General features: G+C 64.8%; 13 protein-coding genes and 1 pseudogene. 2 read left to right on the forward strand and 12 right to left on the reverse strand.

Annotation, left to right across the window (positions count from 1 at the left end; genetic code table 11):
• Window positions 1–58: 58 nt before the first annotated feature.
• The 4 genes and pseudogenes from EV667_RS23270 to EV667_RS19985 all read right to left on the reverse strand — a co-directional run.
• A pseudogene (locus EV667_RS23270) lies at window positions 59–270 on the reverse strand (hypothetical protein); the annotation flags it as partial.
• A 10-nt stretch (window positions 271–280) separates the two neighbouring features.
• Complete coding sequence (locus EV667_RS19975) at window positions 281–2,062, reverse strand: monovalent cation:proton antiporter-2 (CPA2) family protein (RefSeq protein WP_207907822.1); 1,782 nt, start codon at window positions 2,060–2,062, stop codon at window positions 281–283.
• A gap of 133 nt (window positions 2,063–2,195) precedes the next feature.
• A complete protein-coding gene (locus EV667_RS19980; protein ID WP_131837125.1) occupies window positions 2,196–2,828 on the reverse strand; it encodes a LysE family translocator in 633 nt (210 codons plus the stop codon).
• A gap of 224 nt (window positions 2,829–3,052) precedes the next feature.
• On the reverse strand, window positions 3,053–3,703 hold the full coding sequence (locus EV667_RS19985; protein WP_165901662.1) for a hydrolase: 651 nt from the start codon (window positions 3,701–3,703) through the stop codon (window positions 3,053–3,055).
• Between the two features lie 153 nt (window positions 3,704–3,856).
• Between EV667_RS19985 and EV667_RS19990 the strand changes: the two genes are divergently transcribed.
• Window positions 3,857–4,771, forward strand: coding sequence for a LysR family transcriptional regulator (locus EV667_RS19990; RefSeq protein WP_131837127.1), 915 nt, complete (start codon window positions 3,857–3,859; stop codon window positions 4,769–4,771).
• 245 nt (window positions 4,772–5,016) lie between these two features.
• Window positions 5,017–5,952, forward strand: a complete 936-nt coding sequence (locus EV667_RS19995) for a pirin family protein (protein WP_131837128.1) — start codon at window positions 5,017–5,019, stop codon at window positions 5,950–5,952.
• 335 nt (window positions 5,953–6,287) lie between these two features.
• On the opposite strand, the gene EV667_RS20000 is transcribed toward EV667_RS19995, so the two are convergent.
• From EV667_RS20000 to EV667_RS20035, 8 genes are all read right to left on the reverse strand, one after another.
• Window positions 6,288–7,766, reverse strand: coding sequence for a protein adenylyltransferase SelO (locus EV667_RS20000; protein WP_425359052.1), 1,479 nt, complete (start codon window positions 7,764–7,766; stop codon window positions 6,288–6,290).
• A 252-nt stretch (window positions 7,767–8,018) separates the two neighbouring features.
• Window positions 8,019–8,858, reverse strand: a complete 840-nt coding sequence (locus tag EV667_RS20005; RefSeq protein ID WP_131837130.1) for an ABC transporter ATP-binding protein — start codon at window positions 8,856–8,858, stop codon at window positions 8,019–8,021.
• On the reverse strand, window positions 8,851–9,804 hold the full coding sequence (locus EV667_RS20010) for a FecCD family ABC transporter permease (RefSeq protein WP_131837131.1): 954 nt from the start codon (window positions 9,802–9,804) through the stop codon (window positions 8,851–8,853). The genes EV667_RS20005 and EV667_RS20010 overlap by 8 nt, the downstream gene beginning before the upstream one ends.
• The gene (locus EV667_RS20015) at window positions 9,801–10,826 is read right to left on the reverse strand and encodes a FecCD family ABC transporter permease (protein ID WP_245516287.1); all 1,026 of its coding nucleotides are present in this window, start codon (window positions 10,824–10,826) and stop codon (window positions 9,801–9,803) included. Before EV667_RS20015 ends, EV667_RS20010 begins: the two co-directional genes overlap by 4 nt.
• Window positions 10,813–11,745 (reverse strand): iron-siderophore ABC transporter substrate-binding protein, encoded by a 933-nt coding sequence (locus tag EV667_RS20020; protein ID WP_131837132.1) that lies wholly within the window; start codon window positions 11,743–11,745, stop codon window positions 10,813–10,815. Before EV667_RS20020 ends, EV667_RS20015 begins: the two co-directional genes overlap by 14 nt.
• Window positions 11,742–12,683, reverse strand: coding sequence for a (2Fe-2S)-binding protein (locus EV667_RS20025; protein ID WP_131837133.1), 942 nt, complete (start codon window positions 12,681–12,683; stop codon window positions 11,742–11,744). The genes EV667_RS20020 and EV667_RS20025 overlap by 4 nt, the downstream gene beginning before the upstream one ends.
• A gap of 26 nt (window positions 12,684–12,709) precedes the next feature.
• On the reverse strand, window positions 12,710–15,178 hold the full coding sequence (locus EV667_RS20030) for a TonB-dependent receptor (protein ID WP_131837134.1): 2,469 nt from the start codon (window positions 15,176–15,178) through the stop codon (window positions 12,710–12,712).
• 106 nt (window positions 15,179–15,284) lie between these two features.
• The gene (locus EV667_RS20035; protein ID WP_165901663.1) at window positions 15,285–16,262 is read right to left on the reverse strand and encodes a FecR family protein; all 978 of its coding nucleotides are present in this window, start codon (window positions 16,260–16,262) and stop codon (window positions 15,285–15,287) included.
• Window positions 16,263–16,270: the final 8 nt, after the last annotated feature.

Genomic DNA, 16,270 nt, shown 5'->3' on the forward strand with positions numbered 1-16,270 from the left:
CTCTTGTAATAACGCCCGCTAACATCCGCGCGGTGGGACCGCGATCAGCACCCCCGCCTCAGTCGATGACGAAAGCCAGTAGGTCCGCGTTCAGCACATTGGCGTTGACGGTCAGCATCCCTTGGAGCCTTCACGGTCGACGCCGAAAAACGGGCCCGACGGGACGTCGCGGACCAACGGCACGCAATTGCCCGCCAGCGCCGTCCGAAATCCGTCGAACACCTTTATCGAAGTTCCCTTCGGATCGTCGTCCGTCTTCGGTATCAGTGGGCGAGCACCGTCAGTTCTGCTTTGCCGCCGGAGGGGGAACCGACGCCGGGCGGAGGGGCTCCGGGATGGGCTTGGTGAGCAGCCGATCCAGGCCGGACATAAGGTCTCCCTGGACCTGCTCGGACAGGCGCTCCGCGTCGCGCTGACGGATGTCCTCAGCTGCCTCCTCGACGTCGACCTCGGCAAACCCCAGCGCGCGAAGACCTTCCGCTCCTATCAGATAGGCGGATTCCACCGTCTCGCGAATCTGATAATCGACGCCCGCGCGGATCAGCTCGACGGCGTGTCCGCGATCATAGCTGCGCACCAGAAGCCTGGCCTGCGGGAATTCATGCCGCGCCAGTTCCACGATCTGCGTCGCGGCCTTCGGGTCGTCGATGCAGACCATGATCGCATCCGCCTCACGCGCACCGGATTGGCGCAGGGTGTCGAGCCGGGTGCCATCGCCGAAGAAGACCTTGAACCCATATCGGGCAGCATCGCGGATGCGGTCCGGGTCCCGGTCGATGACGGCAAGGTCGATGCCCCTGGACAGCAGAAGCTGCGAGGCGATCTGGCCGAAGCGACCGAAGCCGATGAGGAGGATCCGCCCCTTCAGATCGTGCGCGACATCGACGCCGTCCATCGACACCCCGGCCCGCAAGAGCCGGCCTGCGGCTATCATGAACAGCGGTGTTATGGCCATGGACAGGATCACGACGGTGACGAACAACGCATTGTCCCGCGCCTCGATCACGCCGCCCGATGTTGCCGCGGCATAGAGCACGAAGGCAAATTCGCCGCCCTGCAGGAACATGGACGTACGGTGCACAGCTTGATGGTTGGAGCTGCCGAACAGGCGTGCGACCGCGTAGACCATGGCGCCCTTCGCCACGGTGAACGCCGCCAGCATCGCCAGCAGGAGCTGCCATTCGGCCGCGACGACGGAAAGATCGAGCGACATGCCGACAGAGAGGAAGAACAACCCCATGAGCAGGCCACGAAACGGCTCGACATCGCTCTCGATCTGATGGCGGTAACTGGAACTCGACAGCATCACGCCGGCAAGGAAGGCGCCCATCGCCATCGAGAGGCCAGCGGCATCCATCAGGAGAGCCGCGCCAAGGACCACCAGCAACGCCCCGGCCGTCAGCACCTCCCGCGTTCGCGCGCGCGCCAGCAGGGCGAAGAAAGGGTTCAGCCCCCAGCGCCCCACCCCCAGCAGCACCGCCAGCGCCGCCGCCGCCGCCAGGATCTCGGTCCATCCGGCCTGCCCGTGCGACAGCGGCGACAGGAAGGCGACCACCGCCAGAAGCGGCACGATCATCAAGTCCTCGAACAGCAGGATCGCGACCGATTTCTGGCCTTCCGCGCTGGAGATCTCGCCCCGGTCCTGCAGCACCGACATGATGACGGCGGTCGAGGAAAGAACGAAGCCCGTGCCGGCGATGAAGGCGACCGGGCCGGAAAAGCCGAACACCGCCACCCCCGTCAGCGCCAGGGCGGTTGTCGCGGCCACCACCTGGACACAGCCCAGCCCGAAGATCTGGCCACGCATCGCCCAGAGTTTTTGTGGGCGTAGTTCCAGTCCGATCACGAACAGGAACATCACCACCCCGAGCTCGGAGAAATGAAGAATCGACTCGGCATCGGCAATCAGGCCCAGCACCGACGGCCCGACCAGCAGGCCGGCGGCGAAATAGCCGAGGACCGATCCAAGGCCGATCCGCCGGAACAACGGCACGGCGACGACAGCCGCCCCCATCAGCACGACCGCAGGTCCGATCATCTCCCCAAGGCTCGCTTCAGCCATCGACTTGCCTTTCCGGTAGGGTGCCTGACGCACGCAGGTCATTCAAAGGGCCAGCATAGCTTGTGGCACATGCCGTCGGGCTTCACGATCGCCCGGCTTTCATCAAAAGGCCCTGCTTCCAGCTCGCGCCGCGCTAGCTGGCGCTCAGGGCGGACCAGATCATCAGCGCCCCGAAGACCACGAAGATGATGCCGGTCAACCTGCGTCCGCGCCGCGCATGCTCGGTTCCACGGAATAGTCGGACGAGGGGCCGGGCCCCGAGCGCGTAGCCGCCGAGAACGATGAGCTTCACGATGACGAAGGTCACGACCAGAACGGCGAGCACGGACGGCCCGCTCTCCGCCGGGATGAACTGAGGAAACAGTGCGGCGAAGAACAGCACGGCCTTCGGATTGCTGACACCCACGCCGAACGACTGGAGCCAAAGCGCCATGCCGCTTGGTGCGGGCGCCGTCGCCGTGGCGGGTGCCCCCTCCTGCGGCGAGGGGGAGCGAATGTAGCTCCACCCGAGCCAGATGACATAGGACGCGCCCAGCAGACGCAGGGCCATGAAGGCGATGGGACAGGCGACGAGAAGAGCGCCCACTCCCACGACCGACAGGGTCGCCAGCAGCCCGATTGCGACAAGATCACCACTCAAGGCCCCCAACGCGCGGCGCCACCCCAGGGCGAGGGCATTGTTCACCAGAAACAACGTCGATGGGCCGGGTGTCGCGCTCTGTGCCGCGCTGACCAGCACGTAGGCAAGATACGAAGAGAATTCCATCGCACACCTGGCTGACATTGTTGTCGATGAAACAACCGGATCGAATGCCGCCCCTCCGTGTGGCGCGTGTATCCCGGACTTGACGGTGCGGCCGCGCGCGAAGGAACTATCGGCGGATTGACTGCGACAGAGGCCGCCACGGCGGGTCGGATCGGATGGGGATGGCGAGGTCGCTTTCGCGGGTCACTCCGACCCGCAACGAAATCCCCGCCATTCCCGATCTATCAGCCTTCGGGCGGCACCGGCGTGTTGAGCAACTGCTGCTCCCACAGATAGGCGATGCCACTCCCGCCGGCATGCTGGACAATCACGTCGGTTATCTTGACGGCGGTATCGAGCCGGGCCCAGTCGCGCTGCCATTCGGCCGCTACCGCCAGCCAGGTCATCATGTTCGCGCCGGCCCCGATCATGCGCTGGATGGCAACGTCGTGGGCTTCCACCGAGGTGCCGCCGGAGGCATCGGTGACCACGGTCACATCCCAGCCCTCGCCAAGGGCCTGGATCGCCGGCGTAGCCACGCAGACCTCGGTCCACAGTCCGGCGATGATGAGCTGCTTGCGGCCCGTCGCCTTGACCGCATCGACCACCTTGGGGTCCTCCCAGGTGTTGATGAACGTGCGGTCGATCACCTCCTGACCGGGGAACACATCGGTGATCTGCGGGAAGAGCAGGCCGCCCCGCGCCGCGATCACGGTCGTCAGAATGGTCGGGACGCCGAAGGCCTTGGCGGCCTTGGCCAGCCCCGCCGTATTGTTGATCACCATCTGAGGTTCGTGACTGTTCACGTTGGCGAGCTGGTAGGGCTGGTGGTCGATCAGAACGAGGACCGAGTCTTCGGGACGAAGAAGCGAAGCAAGGCCGTTACGGAATGTCATCAAGACTTACTTTCTCTGCCGCTGCGAACGGCTATGATTTCACAGGAGGCATGCACCAGCGGGCGACATTTGCCTTGCCGCAACTTGCTGTTCCTTTAGGCGATGGGGTAGTGCCATAATCTGGAAAGCTGTGTCGCTAAACGAGGAACGCGAATGGACATCGAAGATCTTCGGACATTCGTCGCCGTGGCCGATGTCGGGGGCGTATCGGCCGCCGCGCGCCGGCTCGGCACCTCCAAGTCCATCGTCAGCCGGCGGCTGCTGCGGATCGAGGCGGAACTCGGCGTTCAGCTTCTTGCGCGGACGACCCGCGGCGCCGCGCTGACGGAAGCGGGGATCACCTTCAGGGAACACGCGGCGCGCGCCAGCGCCGAGATCGACACAGCCAGAGAGTCGATTTTCCCGACCGGAGATCTGCGTGGCCGCCTGAGGGTTGCCATGCCGCTTGCTTTCGGCCCGACCCATTTCGCGCCCGTGCTCGCGGAAATGGCGCATCAGCACCCTCAGCTGCAGATTCACACCTCCTACAGCGATCGCTTCGTTGATCTCATCGCGGAGGGTTTCGACTGCGCCATCCGGGTCGGGTATCTCCAGGACTCCAACCTGATCGCCAAGCGCATAGGACCGATCTCCGGACGGCTGGTGGCAAGTCCGGAGTATATCAGGAGGCGCGGCTCACCTCGGACACCGGATGAAGTCGTCACCCATCAGGCGCTGATGCAGGGGACGGAAAGCTGGCAGTTCAGGGACGGTGACAGGACCGTCACGGTTCAGCCGCAGGGCAGGTTCAAGGCCGACAGCGCGACCGCGCTTGCCGCCACCGCCGCGGCGGGGCTCGGCATCGCCTGGCTCCCCGATTGCGTCACCTATGGCTACGTGGCCTCCGGGGCGCTGGTTCCGATCATGACGCGCTATCCGCCTCCTTCAGCCGGCGCGTATGTCATCCGCCCGCCGGGTCAGTATCCCGCGCGGAAAGTACGGGTCCTCACCGAGATGCTGATTAAGAGTTTCGAGCTGAATCCACAGCTTTGGGGGATCGACTCCAACCCCGATCCGCGCGACGCCTGATCCGCAAGCCGCCGGCTGAATATCGCGCCGCGTGACCGCTCAACGCGACCGCGTCGCCCGTACGTCCCAGTAATTGCGACACAGCTTACCCTCGCGCGGCACTAGCTTGGTCAGACATTTGCCCGCCAGTCTGTGCACCGATCGGACCGAAGGCGCTCACCCGCCCGTCCGTCCCGGATTGGTCGACATCAGGCCTCCGTATCGGCACAAGCGAGGCCGTCTGAAAACCGAAGAGGATGACGCGCATGAGCTGGAACCCAGCAATCGAACCGGGGTGCCCCGATGCCGTGGGCCTCGATGCGATCGAAACCCTGATTGTCCCGCGTGCCCGGGACCTCGGCGGCTTTGAGGTTCGGCGCGCTCTGCCGGCACCGAACCGGCAGATGGTTGGACCGTTCATCTTCTTCGATCAGGCCGGGCCCGCGGAGCTGTTGACCGGACAGGGCGTCGACGTTCGGCCGCACCCGCATATCGGTCTCGGCACCGTCACCTACCTCTATCGCGGCGATTTTCACCACCGAGACAGTACGGGTGCCGACCAGATGATCCGTCCCGGCGCGTTGAACTGGATGGTTGCCGGACGCGGCGTGACCCATTCGGAACGCACCTCCGAAGCCGCCCGCGGCGGTCCGAACAGCCTGTTCGGCATACAGACCTGGCTGGCGCTGCCCGAAAGCCACGAGGACATGGCGCCGATATTCGAACACCACGGCAAAGAGGCGCTGCCGGTGATCGAGGATCGTGGCGTTTCCGTCCGGCTCATACTCGGCGACGCCTATGGCCGGAAGGCGCCCGCGACGATGTTCTCTGAGACGTTCTACGCCGACGTGACGCTCGAAGCCGGATTTCGGCTTCCCATGCCGGACAATCACGAAGACCGAGGCATCTACATCGTCGAAGGTTCGATCTCGGTTGGAGGACAGGAATACGCGGCGTCGCAGATGATGGTCTTCCGCCCGGGCGACCGGATCACGGTCGCAGCGGGCGGCCAGGGTGCCCGACTGATGATCCTCGGCGGCGCCACACTTGGCGGGCCGCGTTACATCTGGTGGAATTTCGTCGCGTCCTCGAGGGACCGTATCGAAGAGGCCAAAGCGGAATGGCGCGCGCAGAACTGGGGCAAGGGGCGCTTCGATCTGCCGATCGACGATCGGGACGAGCACATTCCCCTTCCGGACTGAAGGATGGATCGCGAGCAACGGAGACACCAAGTCCGTCATGGGACTATCGCGTACACATAGTTCTCTTCCCGATCGCTCGCGCTCAACCGAGCGAGTTTTCAACTCAGGATCGTGTTGAACGCGTGCGGCAAGTCCAATTTCCCGCGCCGTATTCTTAGAAGCTGACAGTCTCCTCTCGGCCCAGCCCAGCCGTTCGTCGGAGTGGTGGGGCTTCCCTTCTGCCGCAATCTAGAAGGTTTTGCGGGTTGAAGGCGTTGGCACCTCCATTGGAGCATCCACCTAACAAGGCCGATGCCAGCAATTCACTATTTACGACACTGATGTAGGAGATGGCTTCATGTACCACAGAATGTCTGCAGGACTTCTTCATCCGGGCGTGGCGGCAGTTCGTAACCTCCATCGACGGGCTCGTCAGAAAATGGCGTAGCCAGCACGCGTACGAGGCCATGGAATGGCGCATAGTCGTTCTCATACACGGCCGCGCGGATGACAGACTCGATCCGGTGATTGCGCGGGATGAAACGCGGATTGATCTGGAGCATCGCCTGCCCCCTTTCTTGCGGGGAGACGGGATCCAGCAGCAGGCGTGCCTCGTACCGGTTGTGCCAAGCCACGATGCGCTTCGGATCAGAGAACAGGTCTGTTAGCCTTCCGGGGCCGCTCTCATCTGCCGGCAGTGATGACAAGCTTCGGAACGTCAGAGTGAAGTCCGCCTGATCTTGGTGCATGGCCTCCAAAAGGTCCTCGACAAGCCGAGCGTCCTCGGGATTTTCTGTACTGAGCCCGAGCTTCTTCCTCATACGGCGCAGGTGGGCCTCTTCGAACATTTCCCTGAAGCCGCCAAGCATCTCCTGAACCAGCGTGACCGCCCGCTCCTGCTTCTCGTCGATCAGGGGCAGTAGGGTTTCGGCCAACCGCGCCAGATTCCAGGCTGCGACGCGGGGCTGGTTGCCGAAGGCATAGCGGCCGAACTGGTCAATCGAGCTGAATACCTTTGCCGGATCGTAGATATCCATAAAGGCACAAGGGCCGTAATCGATGGTCTCGCCGGAAATCGCCATGTTGTCGGTGTTCATCACGCCATGGATGAAGCCCAGCGACATCCAGTGCGCGACGAGGTTTGCCTGGGCGCGGACCACATGATCGAACATGGAAAGGTATCGGTTGTCCGCGTCGCCCGCTTGGGGAAAATGCCGCGCAATAACGTAATCCGCCAACCTACGAAGAGCCTCGGCGTCACCGCGGGCAGCTGCATACTGGAATGTTCCCACCCGAATGTGGCTTGCGGCTACGCGGGTGAGAACAGCCCCCGGAAGCCCGGTCTCGCGCTGCACCCGATCGCCGGTGGCGACCGCGGCCAGCGCGCGCGTGGTGGGGACGCCGAAGGCGTTCATCGCTTCACTTACGATGTACTCGCGCAGGACCGGTCCCAAGGCTGCGCGTCCATCGCCTCGTCGCGAATAGGGCGTACGCCCGGCGCCTTTCAATTGGATGTCGCGCCGCGTGCCATCCCGGCCCACAACCTCTCCGAGCAGGATGGCCCGACCGTCCCCAAGCTGGGGAACGAAGTTTCCGAATTGATGTCCGGCATAGGCGAATGCGATTGGACGAGACCCGCTTACGACCGCATTTCCTGATAGCGCCGCGAGCCCGTCAGCGGTCCGCAGCCACTGCGCATCAAGGCCCAATTCCTCGGCCAAGCGGTCATTTAGCCTGATCAGATGGGGCTGTCGGACGGCAGTCGGGTTTACGACCGAATAGAGGCTCGCCGGGAGCGAGCTGAACGTATTCTCGAACGAAATCATCATTACCAGACCAGTCTGCTGCGGCTGTCTCAATCCGGATAAATGGGACGTCCGGCAAACCGGTCAACTTTCGCGAGGCTGACTTGCCGCACACCGGAGTGTCGGCCACGCGTTTCTGCCAAAAGCAGCCTCCCGCACGGTCCAAGCTCCGCCCCAGGCTGAAAGGAGAACAAGCCGCAATCTGAAAGTTGCAGCGGACGGCGCACCATGTCGCACTGTTGGCTGCCGTGCCGCCTACCCTCAAAGTTCCGGCGCAGGCACCTAGCTTCGCGTAGCATCCTCACCCGTGGCATCGATGATCGTCAGCGCCGTCCTCGGCAGGAAGAGCGGTCCTGGCGCCATCGGGTTGGGCAGCACCATTCCGTCGACATGGAATACCGTTCGAATGATCTCGGGGGTTACGACATCGACGGGGCGGCCCAAGCCGGCGATGGAACCGTTGCTTAGCAGAGCCAGCTTGTCGGCGAATTGCCCGGCCTGGTTGATATCGTGCAGGACGGCGAGAACCGTCTTGCCGCGCTCGTCGACCAGCCGCCGCAACAGCGCGAGCAGCTCGAGCTGGTGGGCCATGTCGAGATAAGTAGTGGGCTCGTCGAGCAGCAGGATGTCGGCGGATTGCGCCAGCGTCATCGCCAGCCAGGCACGCTGGCGCTGCCCGCCGGAGAGCGCGGCGAGCGGCTGATCTGCCAGCGCCACCATGTGCGTAAGTTCGAGCGCCTCGGTGCAGGCCGCCCGGTCGGCTGCCGACCACGGGGCAAGCGGCCGGCGATGCGGGTAACGGCCTTGTTCCACGAGATCGCGCACCGTGATGTCATCCGGCGCGCGCGGTATCTGGGGAAGAAAGCTCAGTCGCCGTGCCAGCTGCTTGCGCGAAAGCTGCGCGATCGGCTGCCCCTCCAGACGGATCGTGCCGGATCTGGGCGCAAGCAGACCCGCAAGGGCGCGCAGCAAGGTAGATTTGCCGCAGCCATTCGGGCCCAGCAAGGCGGTGAACCGGCCGCGCTCAATGCCGATCGACAGGCGGTTCATGATGTCCCGGCCGTCATAGCCGATAGTGACGTCGTGAGCCTGCAGCAGCACCGGAGATGTCGGTTCAGTCATTCCTTCGCCTCCATAGCAGGAGCCCGACGAACGGTACGCCGATCACCGGCGTCAGCAGACCTGCGGGCAATTGCACGAGCCGCCCTACAAGATCGGCACCGCCCAGCAGGAGCGCCCCGCAGAGTGCGGCGGCCGGCAGGCGGACCGCGTGGCGGGAGGAAAGGCCGCGGACCAATTGCGGTGCCAGCAGGCCGACAAAGCTGATCGGCCCGGCCGCCGCCACCGAGGCCCCGGCAAGCAGGGTGCACAAGGCGATCAGTGCGGCGCGCATCGCTTGCAGCGGCAGGCCAAGTGCGCCGCTGACATCGTCGTCGAAGGCGGACAGATCGAGATCGCGGGCGAGGCACCACGTGATGGCAAGAGCCGGAAGCGACCACACGGCCAGCCATCGGAGCTTCGTCCAATCGGCGTTGTAGATGCTGCCCGCCATCCAGGCGAGCGCCCGCTGGACGTCGCGGATGTCGCCGAAGACGGTGAGGAGCGAGGTAACCGCGCCTGTCGCCGCGCCGATGCCGATGCCGACCAGTATCAGCCGGATCGAGGATGTGCCGCCTCGCCAGGCCAGCACGTAGATCGCGGTCGCAGCGACCGCCGCCCCCGCAAAGCCTGCGAGCGGCATGAGATGGCCGACCGCTCCCTCCGCGCCGATCACCAGCAGCGCGACGCCGAGGCTTGCACCGCTATTGATGCCGAGCAGGCCGGGTTCGGCGAGTGGGTTGCGCATCACGGCCTGAGTGATGGCTCCGGCGACGCCGAGGCACGCGCCCACCAGCAGCGCGGTCGCGACGCGCGGCGCACGTACCGTGCCGAGGATGATCGCGGCGATCGGATCGCCCCTCAGTGCCGCGACAATGTCCTGTGGCGCGAGCCCGTTATCGCCCCAGCTCAGCGACAGCGCTGCGGCGATCACCACGAGAACAATGAGGAGTGCGAGTCCGCGGTTCATCGCATCATCCCGCTGCGCCGGCGCGCCAGTGCGATGAAGACCGGGGAGCCGAGCAGCGCCATGGTGATGCCGACCGGCAAGTCGATGCCAACAAGCCAGCGGATGCCGGTATCGGCGACAAGCACCAGCAGTGCGCCGAGCGGCGCGCTATAGGCCATGATCCATCGGTAGTCGGCGCCCACCAGCATCCGCGCGGCGTGGGGAACCACGAGGCCGACGAAGCCGACCGGCCCGGCAAGGGCCACGGCGGAGCCCGCGAGCACCACCACCAGCAGGCCGGCGAGCAGCCGCCACCGCACCACGTTCTGGCCGACCGTGCTGGCAAGGTCGCCGCCGAGGCTCAGCGTCATGATCGGGCGCGCGGCGGCAAGAGCGCATGCCAGCCCGGCAAGACCATAGGGTGCGAGCTCCGCCACAGTCGATAGCGATCGCCCCGTGAGGCTGCCGGCCGCCCAAAGTCTCAGATTGTCCAGCGTGCCCTGGTCCAGCAGCAGCAGGCTTGTGGTCACCGAGGTCAGGAACGCGGTCAGCACTGCGCCGGCCAGAGCAAGCTTCAGGGGCGTCGCACCGCCGCGGCCTATCGAACCCAGCGCATAGACGCAGCCGCCCGCGACACCCGCTCCACCGAATGCAAACCAGACCAGACTGCCGCTGGCATCGATACTGGTGAAGGCGAGGGCCAGCACGACAGCGAAGGCGGCGCCGGCATTGATGCCGAGCAGACCCGGGGAGGCCAGCGGATTGGCCGTTACCGCCTGCATGATGGCGCCGGCAACCGCGAGCTGTGCGCCGACCAGAAGTCCGGCCAGCATCCTGGGCAGGCGTATGTCCAGCAGCACGATGTGTTCGCGCGAGCCGTCCGGGTGCATCAGGGCGTCAAACCACACGCCAGGGGCGATCTGCGAACTGCCTACCGTCAGGGCCCACAACGCCATTGGCAGCACCAGGGCAATGAGCAGCACAAGGCCGAGCGCCCGTCGGTTCCTGCGGCGGCCCGGCAGGATGGCATCAAGGTTTGGCAATGATCAGGCGCTCGATGTCATCCAGCACGCGATGCGCCGAGGTTGTTCCGTTGAACTCCATCCACGTGCCGGCATCGACCCGATAGACGCGTCCGGCCTGCACCGCCGGCAGCATCTGCCAAAGCGGATTGCCGGTCACTTCCTCATGCCGGCCATTGGTGTCTGAGTTGTTCGCGCCCCCGACGATGTAGAGCAGCACGTCGCCCTGAAGGTTGTTCAGTTCCTCCCAGTCAGGCCGCTTCAGCGTCGCGTCGCCCTGCGCTGTCTCATAGTCGGTCCGCCGCACGCCGACATCGCGGAGCACCAAGAACGGGCCATAGGTGTTCGGTCCGTCGAGATTGACCTGGAAATCCCAAGAGGTGATTCGCACCACCGAGACCCGCTGCTCGGGAATGAGGGGCTTCAACTTCGCCACGCGGGCCTCATAGGCCGCGAGCAGCTCCTCTGCCCTGCGCTCGCGGCCGGTGGCTCTGGCAAGAAGCGACAGAAAGGCCTTCCAGTCCCCCGCCGAGATCAGCAACGTCGGCGCCAGCTGCGAGAGCAGCGGATAAGCGCTGTCGGCCATGGAGACGCCGATGATGAGATCGGGCTTGAGCGCGACCAGCCGCTCGATATTCGGCTCGAAGTAACTGCCGAGATCGGCGACGCCATGGCGCTCGGCCTCATCGCGAAGAATCCGGTCGCTCATCAGCTTGAGCGGCGCCCCGACGATCGGCAGGCCAAGCTCCAGCCCCATGCCGAGGCTGAAGGTGGGGTCCAGCACAACGATGCGCGCGGGATCCTTCGGCACGCAGATCGGCGCATGCAGCACGCCGGGGTCGTCCATCAGTCGGCCGTCGCAGCCGCCCTGCGCATGGGACGGCGTGACCGAGAGGCCGAGCGCGGTCAGGCAGGCAAATAAAATGGCCCGTACTGTCATGAGGAGAGGTCTTTCGGCTGTGCGGCATCGGCGGAGGCCGTGTCCTCGAGCGCGGGCAGGCCGAGCCGGTGCCGCATCTGCGCCTCGATGCGTCGACGGCGTTCGTGCGGAGTAACCAGCACGCAGCTCGAGCAGTAGGATCCGCCTGGCGCCGTGTAGAACCGGCAGCAGCCGCCTCGCGCGCGGAAGCTGCGACGGGCGATGATGCGGCGCGGGCTCGCCTCGTCGCGTATGACGATCTCGAAGAAATGCAGCTGCCGGTTGGAAAGCGGCGAGCCAGGAGCCTTCAATATGGCGAGCGCTTCGGCCTGTGCTTCCTCCTCACATCCGAACTGGCGGCCGGCTTCCAGAAAACGCGCGGCGACGGAATCCGAGACGAGGCGCCACATCGCCTGCCAAGGCAGGCCAGTGCGCCCCCGCAGACGATGGATCAGAGGCTCCATATGGGCCTCCAGCCCCTCGCGTAGCTCGCTGCGCAATCCTTCTCGATCGACAGGAATGCAGCTTGAGCTGCGGCGGGAATTGCTCTCCCGATCGGTCACGCAGCGCGGGTCGAGCAGTCGCAGACGCACCCTCGGCCTGCCCTCGGAAGGCAGTTCGAAGGCCAGCGCGCAGTTCTCCGGCACAAACGCCGGGACCAGCCCGTGCGACAGGTAGGGCGAGGCGGCGGCAATGCCGAGCACGCCGGCATATTCGGAGATGAAGTACGCCGCCGCGCCCTTGGCGTCGAGGCCGGGCGTGCCCGCCTGCTGGCGCGCCAGCATTTTGGCGAGGAACCGGTCGTCGGCGAACAGCGACGGGACGGGCATGAAGCCGGGCGCCATGGGCCCGATCTCCACCTCCGGCAAGGGCCAATGCTGCGCCATGACGCCGAAGGCGGCGCGAAGCTCTCGCGCCGCCGCGGTGGTGTTCTCACGGTCGTCTGTCCATCCGCTCATGGCATTGGCCTTGTCACCGGCGAGGTTCAGAACGTCGCCCGGGCACGCACGCCGATCATGCGTCCGTCGCCGACGGTTGCTGAGGATGAGCTGCCGCTCACCGAGATCCCGGTCAGATACGCCTCGTCGAATATGTTTTTCGCGAACAGAGTCATCGACCAGTTCTTCGCCTCATAGCCAATTGCGGCATTGACGATGGTGAAGGCCGAGACCTGTTCATCCGCTGTATTGGCGACGTCGGCTGTGGAATAGTAGCTATCGGTATAGGCAAGATCAGCGGATACAAAGACGCCGGAGGCATGGCGGTAGATGCCGCCAATGTTGAAGGTCACCGACGGCGCTTCGGGGAATTCACCTCCGACCTCGATTCCGACAGCCGGAACGGCGCTGTCGAATTCGGTCTTGAGCAAACCCACCGAAGCGAAGGCGGTGAATTCCTGCGTCACCAGCGCGCGAAGCTCGATTTCGCCGCCATAGGCGTGGGCCTTGCCCACATTGGCAGTGATGGTCTGCGGATAGCCGAGAATGGGATCGTCGACGTCGGTCTGCAGGTCGCTATACTTGTAATAGAAGCCGTTGGCGTTGACCTCCAGCCGGTCGTCCAGCCACTTGGAGCGATAGGCCACCTCATAGGCCCACAGCTTCTCAGGATCGACTTCATAGACATTGCCGCTGCCATCGACCGCCGTGAAGCCGGCGCGGAAGCCCTCGCTCACCGTGAAGGCTACCGTCTGTTTAGGATCGATCGCGTAGGCGATACCGATCTTGGGCAGCGCCACGAGGTAACCGACGTCGGCGTCATAACTGGAGGACTCGTAAGCCGGTATCCCGGTCATGATCGTCTCAAACAGGTTGAGAGTCCGTCCGTCTGCCTGGTTCTCTACCGTTTCATAGCCGAGACGGCCACCGAACAGTACAGTCCAACGCTCATCCAGCGCGTAGCGCAGATCGGCGTACGCTGCATAGGAAGTGATCAGATTGCGGCTGTCCAACTCCTGGTAGAGGATCGGATCGAAGATGCCGTATTCCGGCGCGGCGACGGAGATTTCGGAGTCCGGCTTGTTGCTGAACCGGCCATAGTTGAACCCGATCACGCCGCTTAGCGGGCGGACACCCTCTTCGAGTTCGAGGCGAAGATCTTCGGTGAAGTCCTCACCAGCGCGCAGCTCGTCACGCAGATACAATGTCGAGCCCGGCAGGCTGGAGATGTCGGCATCGGTTTCGATATAGGCCGTGACCGAGCGCAGCTTGACCCCTTCGGAGAGTTGCTGGGATACGTCGGCGATCACGGTCGTGACATCGGTATATCGCAGTTCCGCTGCCGAGACGTCGCTGTTGAAGCGGCGATCGAAGAAGTTCGGGCCTGATGCCACCGGGAAGCCCGGCTTGTCGGAATTGTAGCTGACGGTGATCAGCGCCTCGAAGCCATCGAGCTGTTCCGGCGTAATCAGCACTTTGGCGCGCAGGCTGGAAAACTCGTCATTGTCCAGGGGCCCATTCAGGGGATCCGCGAAGGCGATCCCGCGATCACCTTCCAGATACTGGCCAGCGACGCGGAAGGCGAGCTGGTTCTCCGCTAGCGGACCGGACAGCATGAACGCGCCACTGCCTTGATAACCGGAATCGGACGAATCCAGATAGTCGAACTCGGCCGCACCCTCCCAGTGCCAGGTCGGGTCATTGGTGTTGACCACCACCGCGCCGCCCATGGCGTTGCGGCCCTGCAAGGTTGATTGCGGCCCACGGAACACCTCGACATTGGCAACGTCCCAGGTGCCGCGATTGCCGCGCTGAATGCCTTCGCCATTCTGCGAGGCACCATCGACGATCAAGGCGATGGTGGGCGAGGAATTGGTCGGCGAGGTGAGGCCTTGGGACGACAGGCCACGGATGACGATGCCGCTGGAGCCGCGATTGGAGCCGGAAACGCGGGTGTTGGCGAGCTTATTGAGTGCGCCGTTCAAGTCCTCGATCGCGTAGTCGAAGAACTGCTCGCCGGTGACGACGCCAACGCTCGAATAGACATTGGCGAGGTCGCGGGTCAGCTTCTCGCCGGAAATGGTGATGGCGTCGAGTTCGATCATGTCCTCGCCCACCACGACCGAGGCTGTGCTCGGCACCGAGGCCTCGATGGTCACCGAGCGCGGCGAGGTGAAGCGCCAGTTGAGGCCGGTGCCGGCCAGCAGCTCCGCCAATGCCTGCTCGCTGGTGCGTGCGCCACGCACGCCGGGAGAGCGCAGCCCCTGGGCAATCGAGCTATCATAGACGATCTGCAGGCCATTGGCCGCGCCGAAGGCCGCGAGTGCGCCGGAGACCGGGCCGGCGGGGATTGCGTAGACTGAGATCTGCGCCGCCGCAGCCTGGGTCTGCGCGGTACCGGGGCTGGGTGCCGCGACGCTCGCCAGAGCAATCAGCGCACAGCCGGCGAGCAGATGTTGACGATGGTTTAGGTGCCGGCATCGGTTCGCGCGCGCGATCAGGCTGCTTGCGGTCATAGTCCAGTAATCCCCATCGTCTTTAAGCCCCAGGGAGCGCGTCGGGGCGCCCCGTTAGGTAAGACGACGGCGTGCGGGGAATGCGAATCCCCTACGGCAAAAAAATTCACGTCAGGATGACGATGTTTCCGGGAAGCCGTGTCTCGGTAAGCGCGAGCGCGGCGACGAGGTTGTCTACAATCTCTTCTGGGCGCTGGAGATGGAACACACCGTCCACCCGCCGATTTCCAAGGCCCGGTCGTGCCAGCACGACGCGGCCACGGCGATGGCGGTTGATGTCGTCGACGACCTCGGCGAGCGGACGGTTCTCGAACACCAGAAGCCCGCGCCGCCATGCTCCAGCCAGGGTCGAGTTCATCGGCTCCACCACTGTCGGGTGGTCGGGGGAAAGGATGATCCGCTCGCCGGCATCGAGCCGGGCGGTGACGTCACCCGAAATGGCGAGACTGCCACGGGTACATTCGACGCGGATCGGTCCCGACCCGGCTGTGAGGGTGAAGTCAGCATCGTTGGCGGAAATCACGCAGGGACCGGCGGTGACACGGAAAGGGAGGGCGCCGGCAGCAATGTCGAAGGCGGCGGCGCCGTTTACCAGCTTCGCTGTACGCGAATCCTCGGTCAGCTCGACATCAAGCGCGGTGGCGCCGTCGAGATGAATCATGGAGCCGTCCGGGAGGGCGAACCTGGCCTGCTCGCCAACCCCGGTCGCGTAGTCCGACATAATCTGATCGAGGCCGGGGACCAGCCCGAGCGAAACCCCGGCCCAGCCGGCGGCAAGCGCCGTCCCAACTCCAGCGAGCAAGAGCCGACGGGTCGGCGCCGGGCGGCGGAGATTGGCGCTCGCTGCAAAGCCGGCGTGACGCCATGTCTGGCTGGCGAGACGAAACGCCTCCTCATGCGCCCTGCTGCGTCCGCGCCAGGCCTGGAGCTGCTGAGCATCCTCGACCGTCGCTTCGCCTGACGTGAGGCGGGTCACCCAGCCGATGGCCTCGTGCTGCAGGGCATCGAGTTCCCTTCGGCCACCGTTCGTGCCGCCCACCGTGTCGTCACCCGATTCCATCGCGCCCAAAAACCGCTCGTTCAAGCGTAGCT

Origin of the sequence: Ancylobacter aquaticus, from assembly GCF_004339465.1 — a bacterium.
GTDB classification, from domain to species: domain Bacteria; phylum Pseudomonadota; class Alphaproteobacteria; order Rhizobiales; family Xanthobacteraceae; genus Ancylobacter; species Ancylobacter aquaticus.

What these genes read in the sequence shown, in the direction of transcription:
- EV667_RS19975 (WP_207907822.1), bottom strand. Translation starts at nt 2,062, where the DNA reads ATGGCTGAAGCGAGCCTTGGGGAGATGATCGGACCTGCGGTCGTGCTG.
- EV667_RS19980 (WP_131837125.1), bottom strand. Translation starts at nt 2,828, where the DNA reads ATGGAATTCTCTTCGTATCTTGCCTACGTGCTGGTCAGCGCGGCACAG.
- EV667_RS19985 (WP_165901662.1), bottom strand. Translation starts at nt 3,703, where the DNA reads ATGACATTCCGTAACGGCCTTGCTTCGCTTCTTCGTCCCGAAGACTCG.
- EV667_RS19990 (WP_131837127.1), top strand. Translation starts at nt 3,857, where the DNA reads ATGGACATCGAAGATCTTCGGACATTCGTCGCCGTGGCCGATGTCGGG.
- EV667_RS19995 (WP_131837128.1), top strand. Translation starts at nt 5,017, where the DNA reads ATGAGCTGGAACCCAGCAATCGAACCGGGGTGCCCCGATGCCGTGGGC.
- EV667_RS20005 (WP_131837130.1), bottom strand. Translation starts at nt 8,858, where the DNA reads ATGACTGAACCGACATCTCCGGTGCTGCTGCAGGCTCACGACGTCACT.
- EV667_RS20010 (WP_131837131.1), bottom strand. Translation starts at nt 9,804, where the DNA reads ATGAACCGCGGACTCGCACTCCTCATTGTTCTCGTGGTGATCGCCGCA.
- EV667_RS20020 (WP_131837132.1), bottom strand. Translation starts at nt 11,745, where the DNA reads ATGACAGTACGGGCCATTTTATTTGCCTGCCTGACCGCGCTCGGCCTC.
- EV667_RS20025 (WP_131837133.1), bottom strand. Translation starts at nt 12,683, where the DNA reads ATGAGCGGATGGACAGACGACCGTGAGAACACCACCGCGGCGGCGCGA.
- EV667_RS20030 (WP_131837134.1), bottom strand. Translation starts at nt 15,178, where the DNA reads ATGACCGCAAGCAGCCTGATCGCGCGCGCGAACCGATGCCGGCACCTA.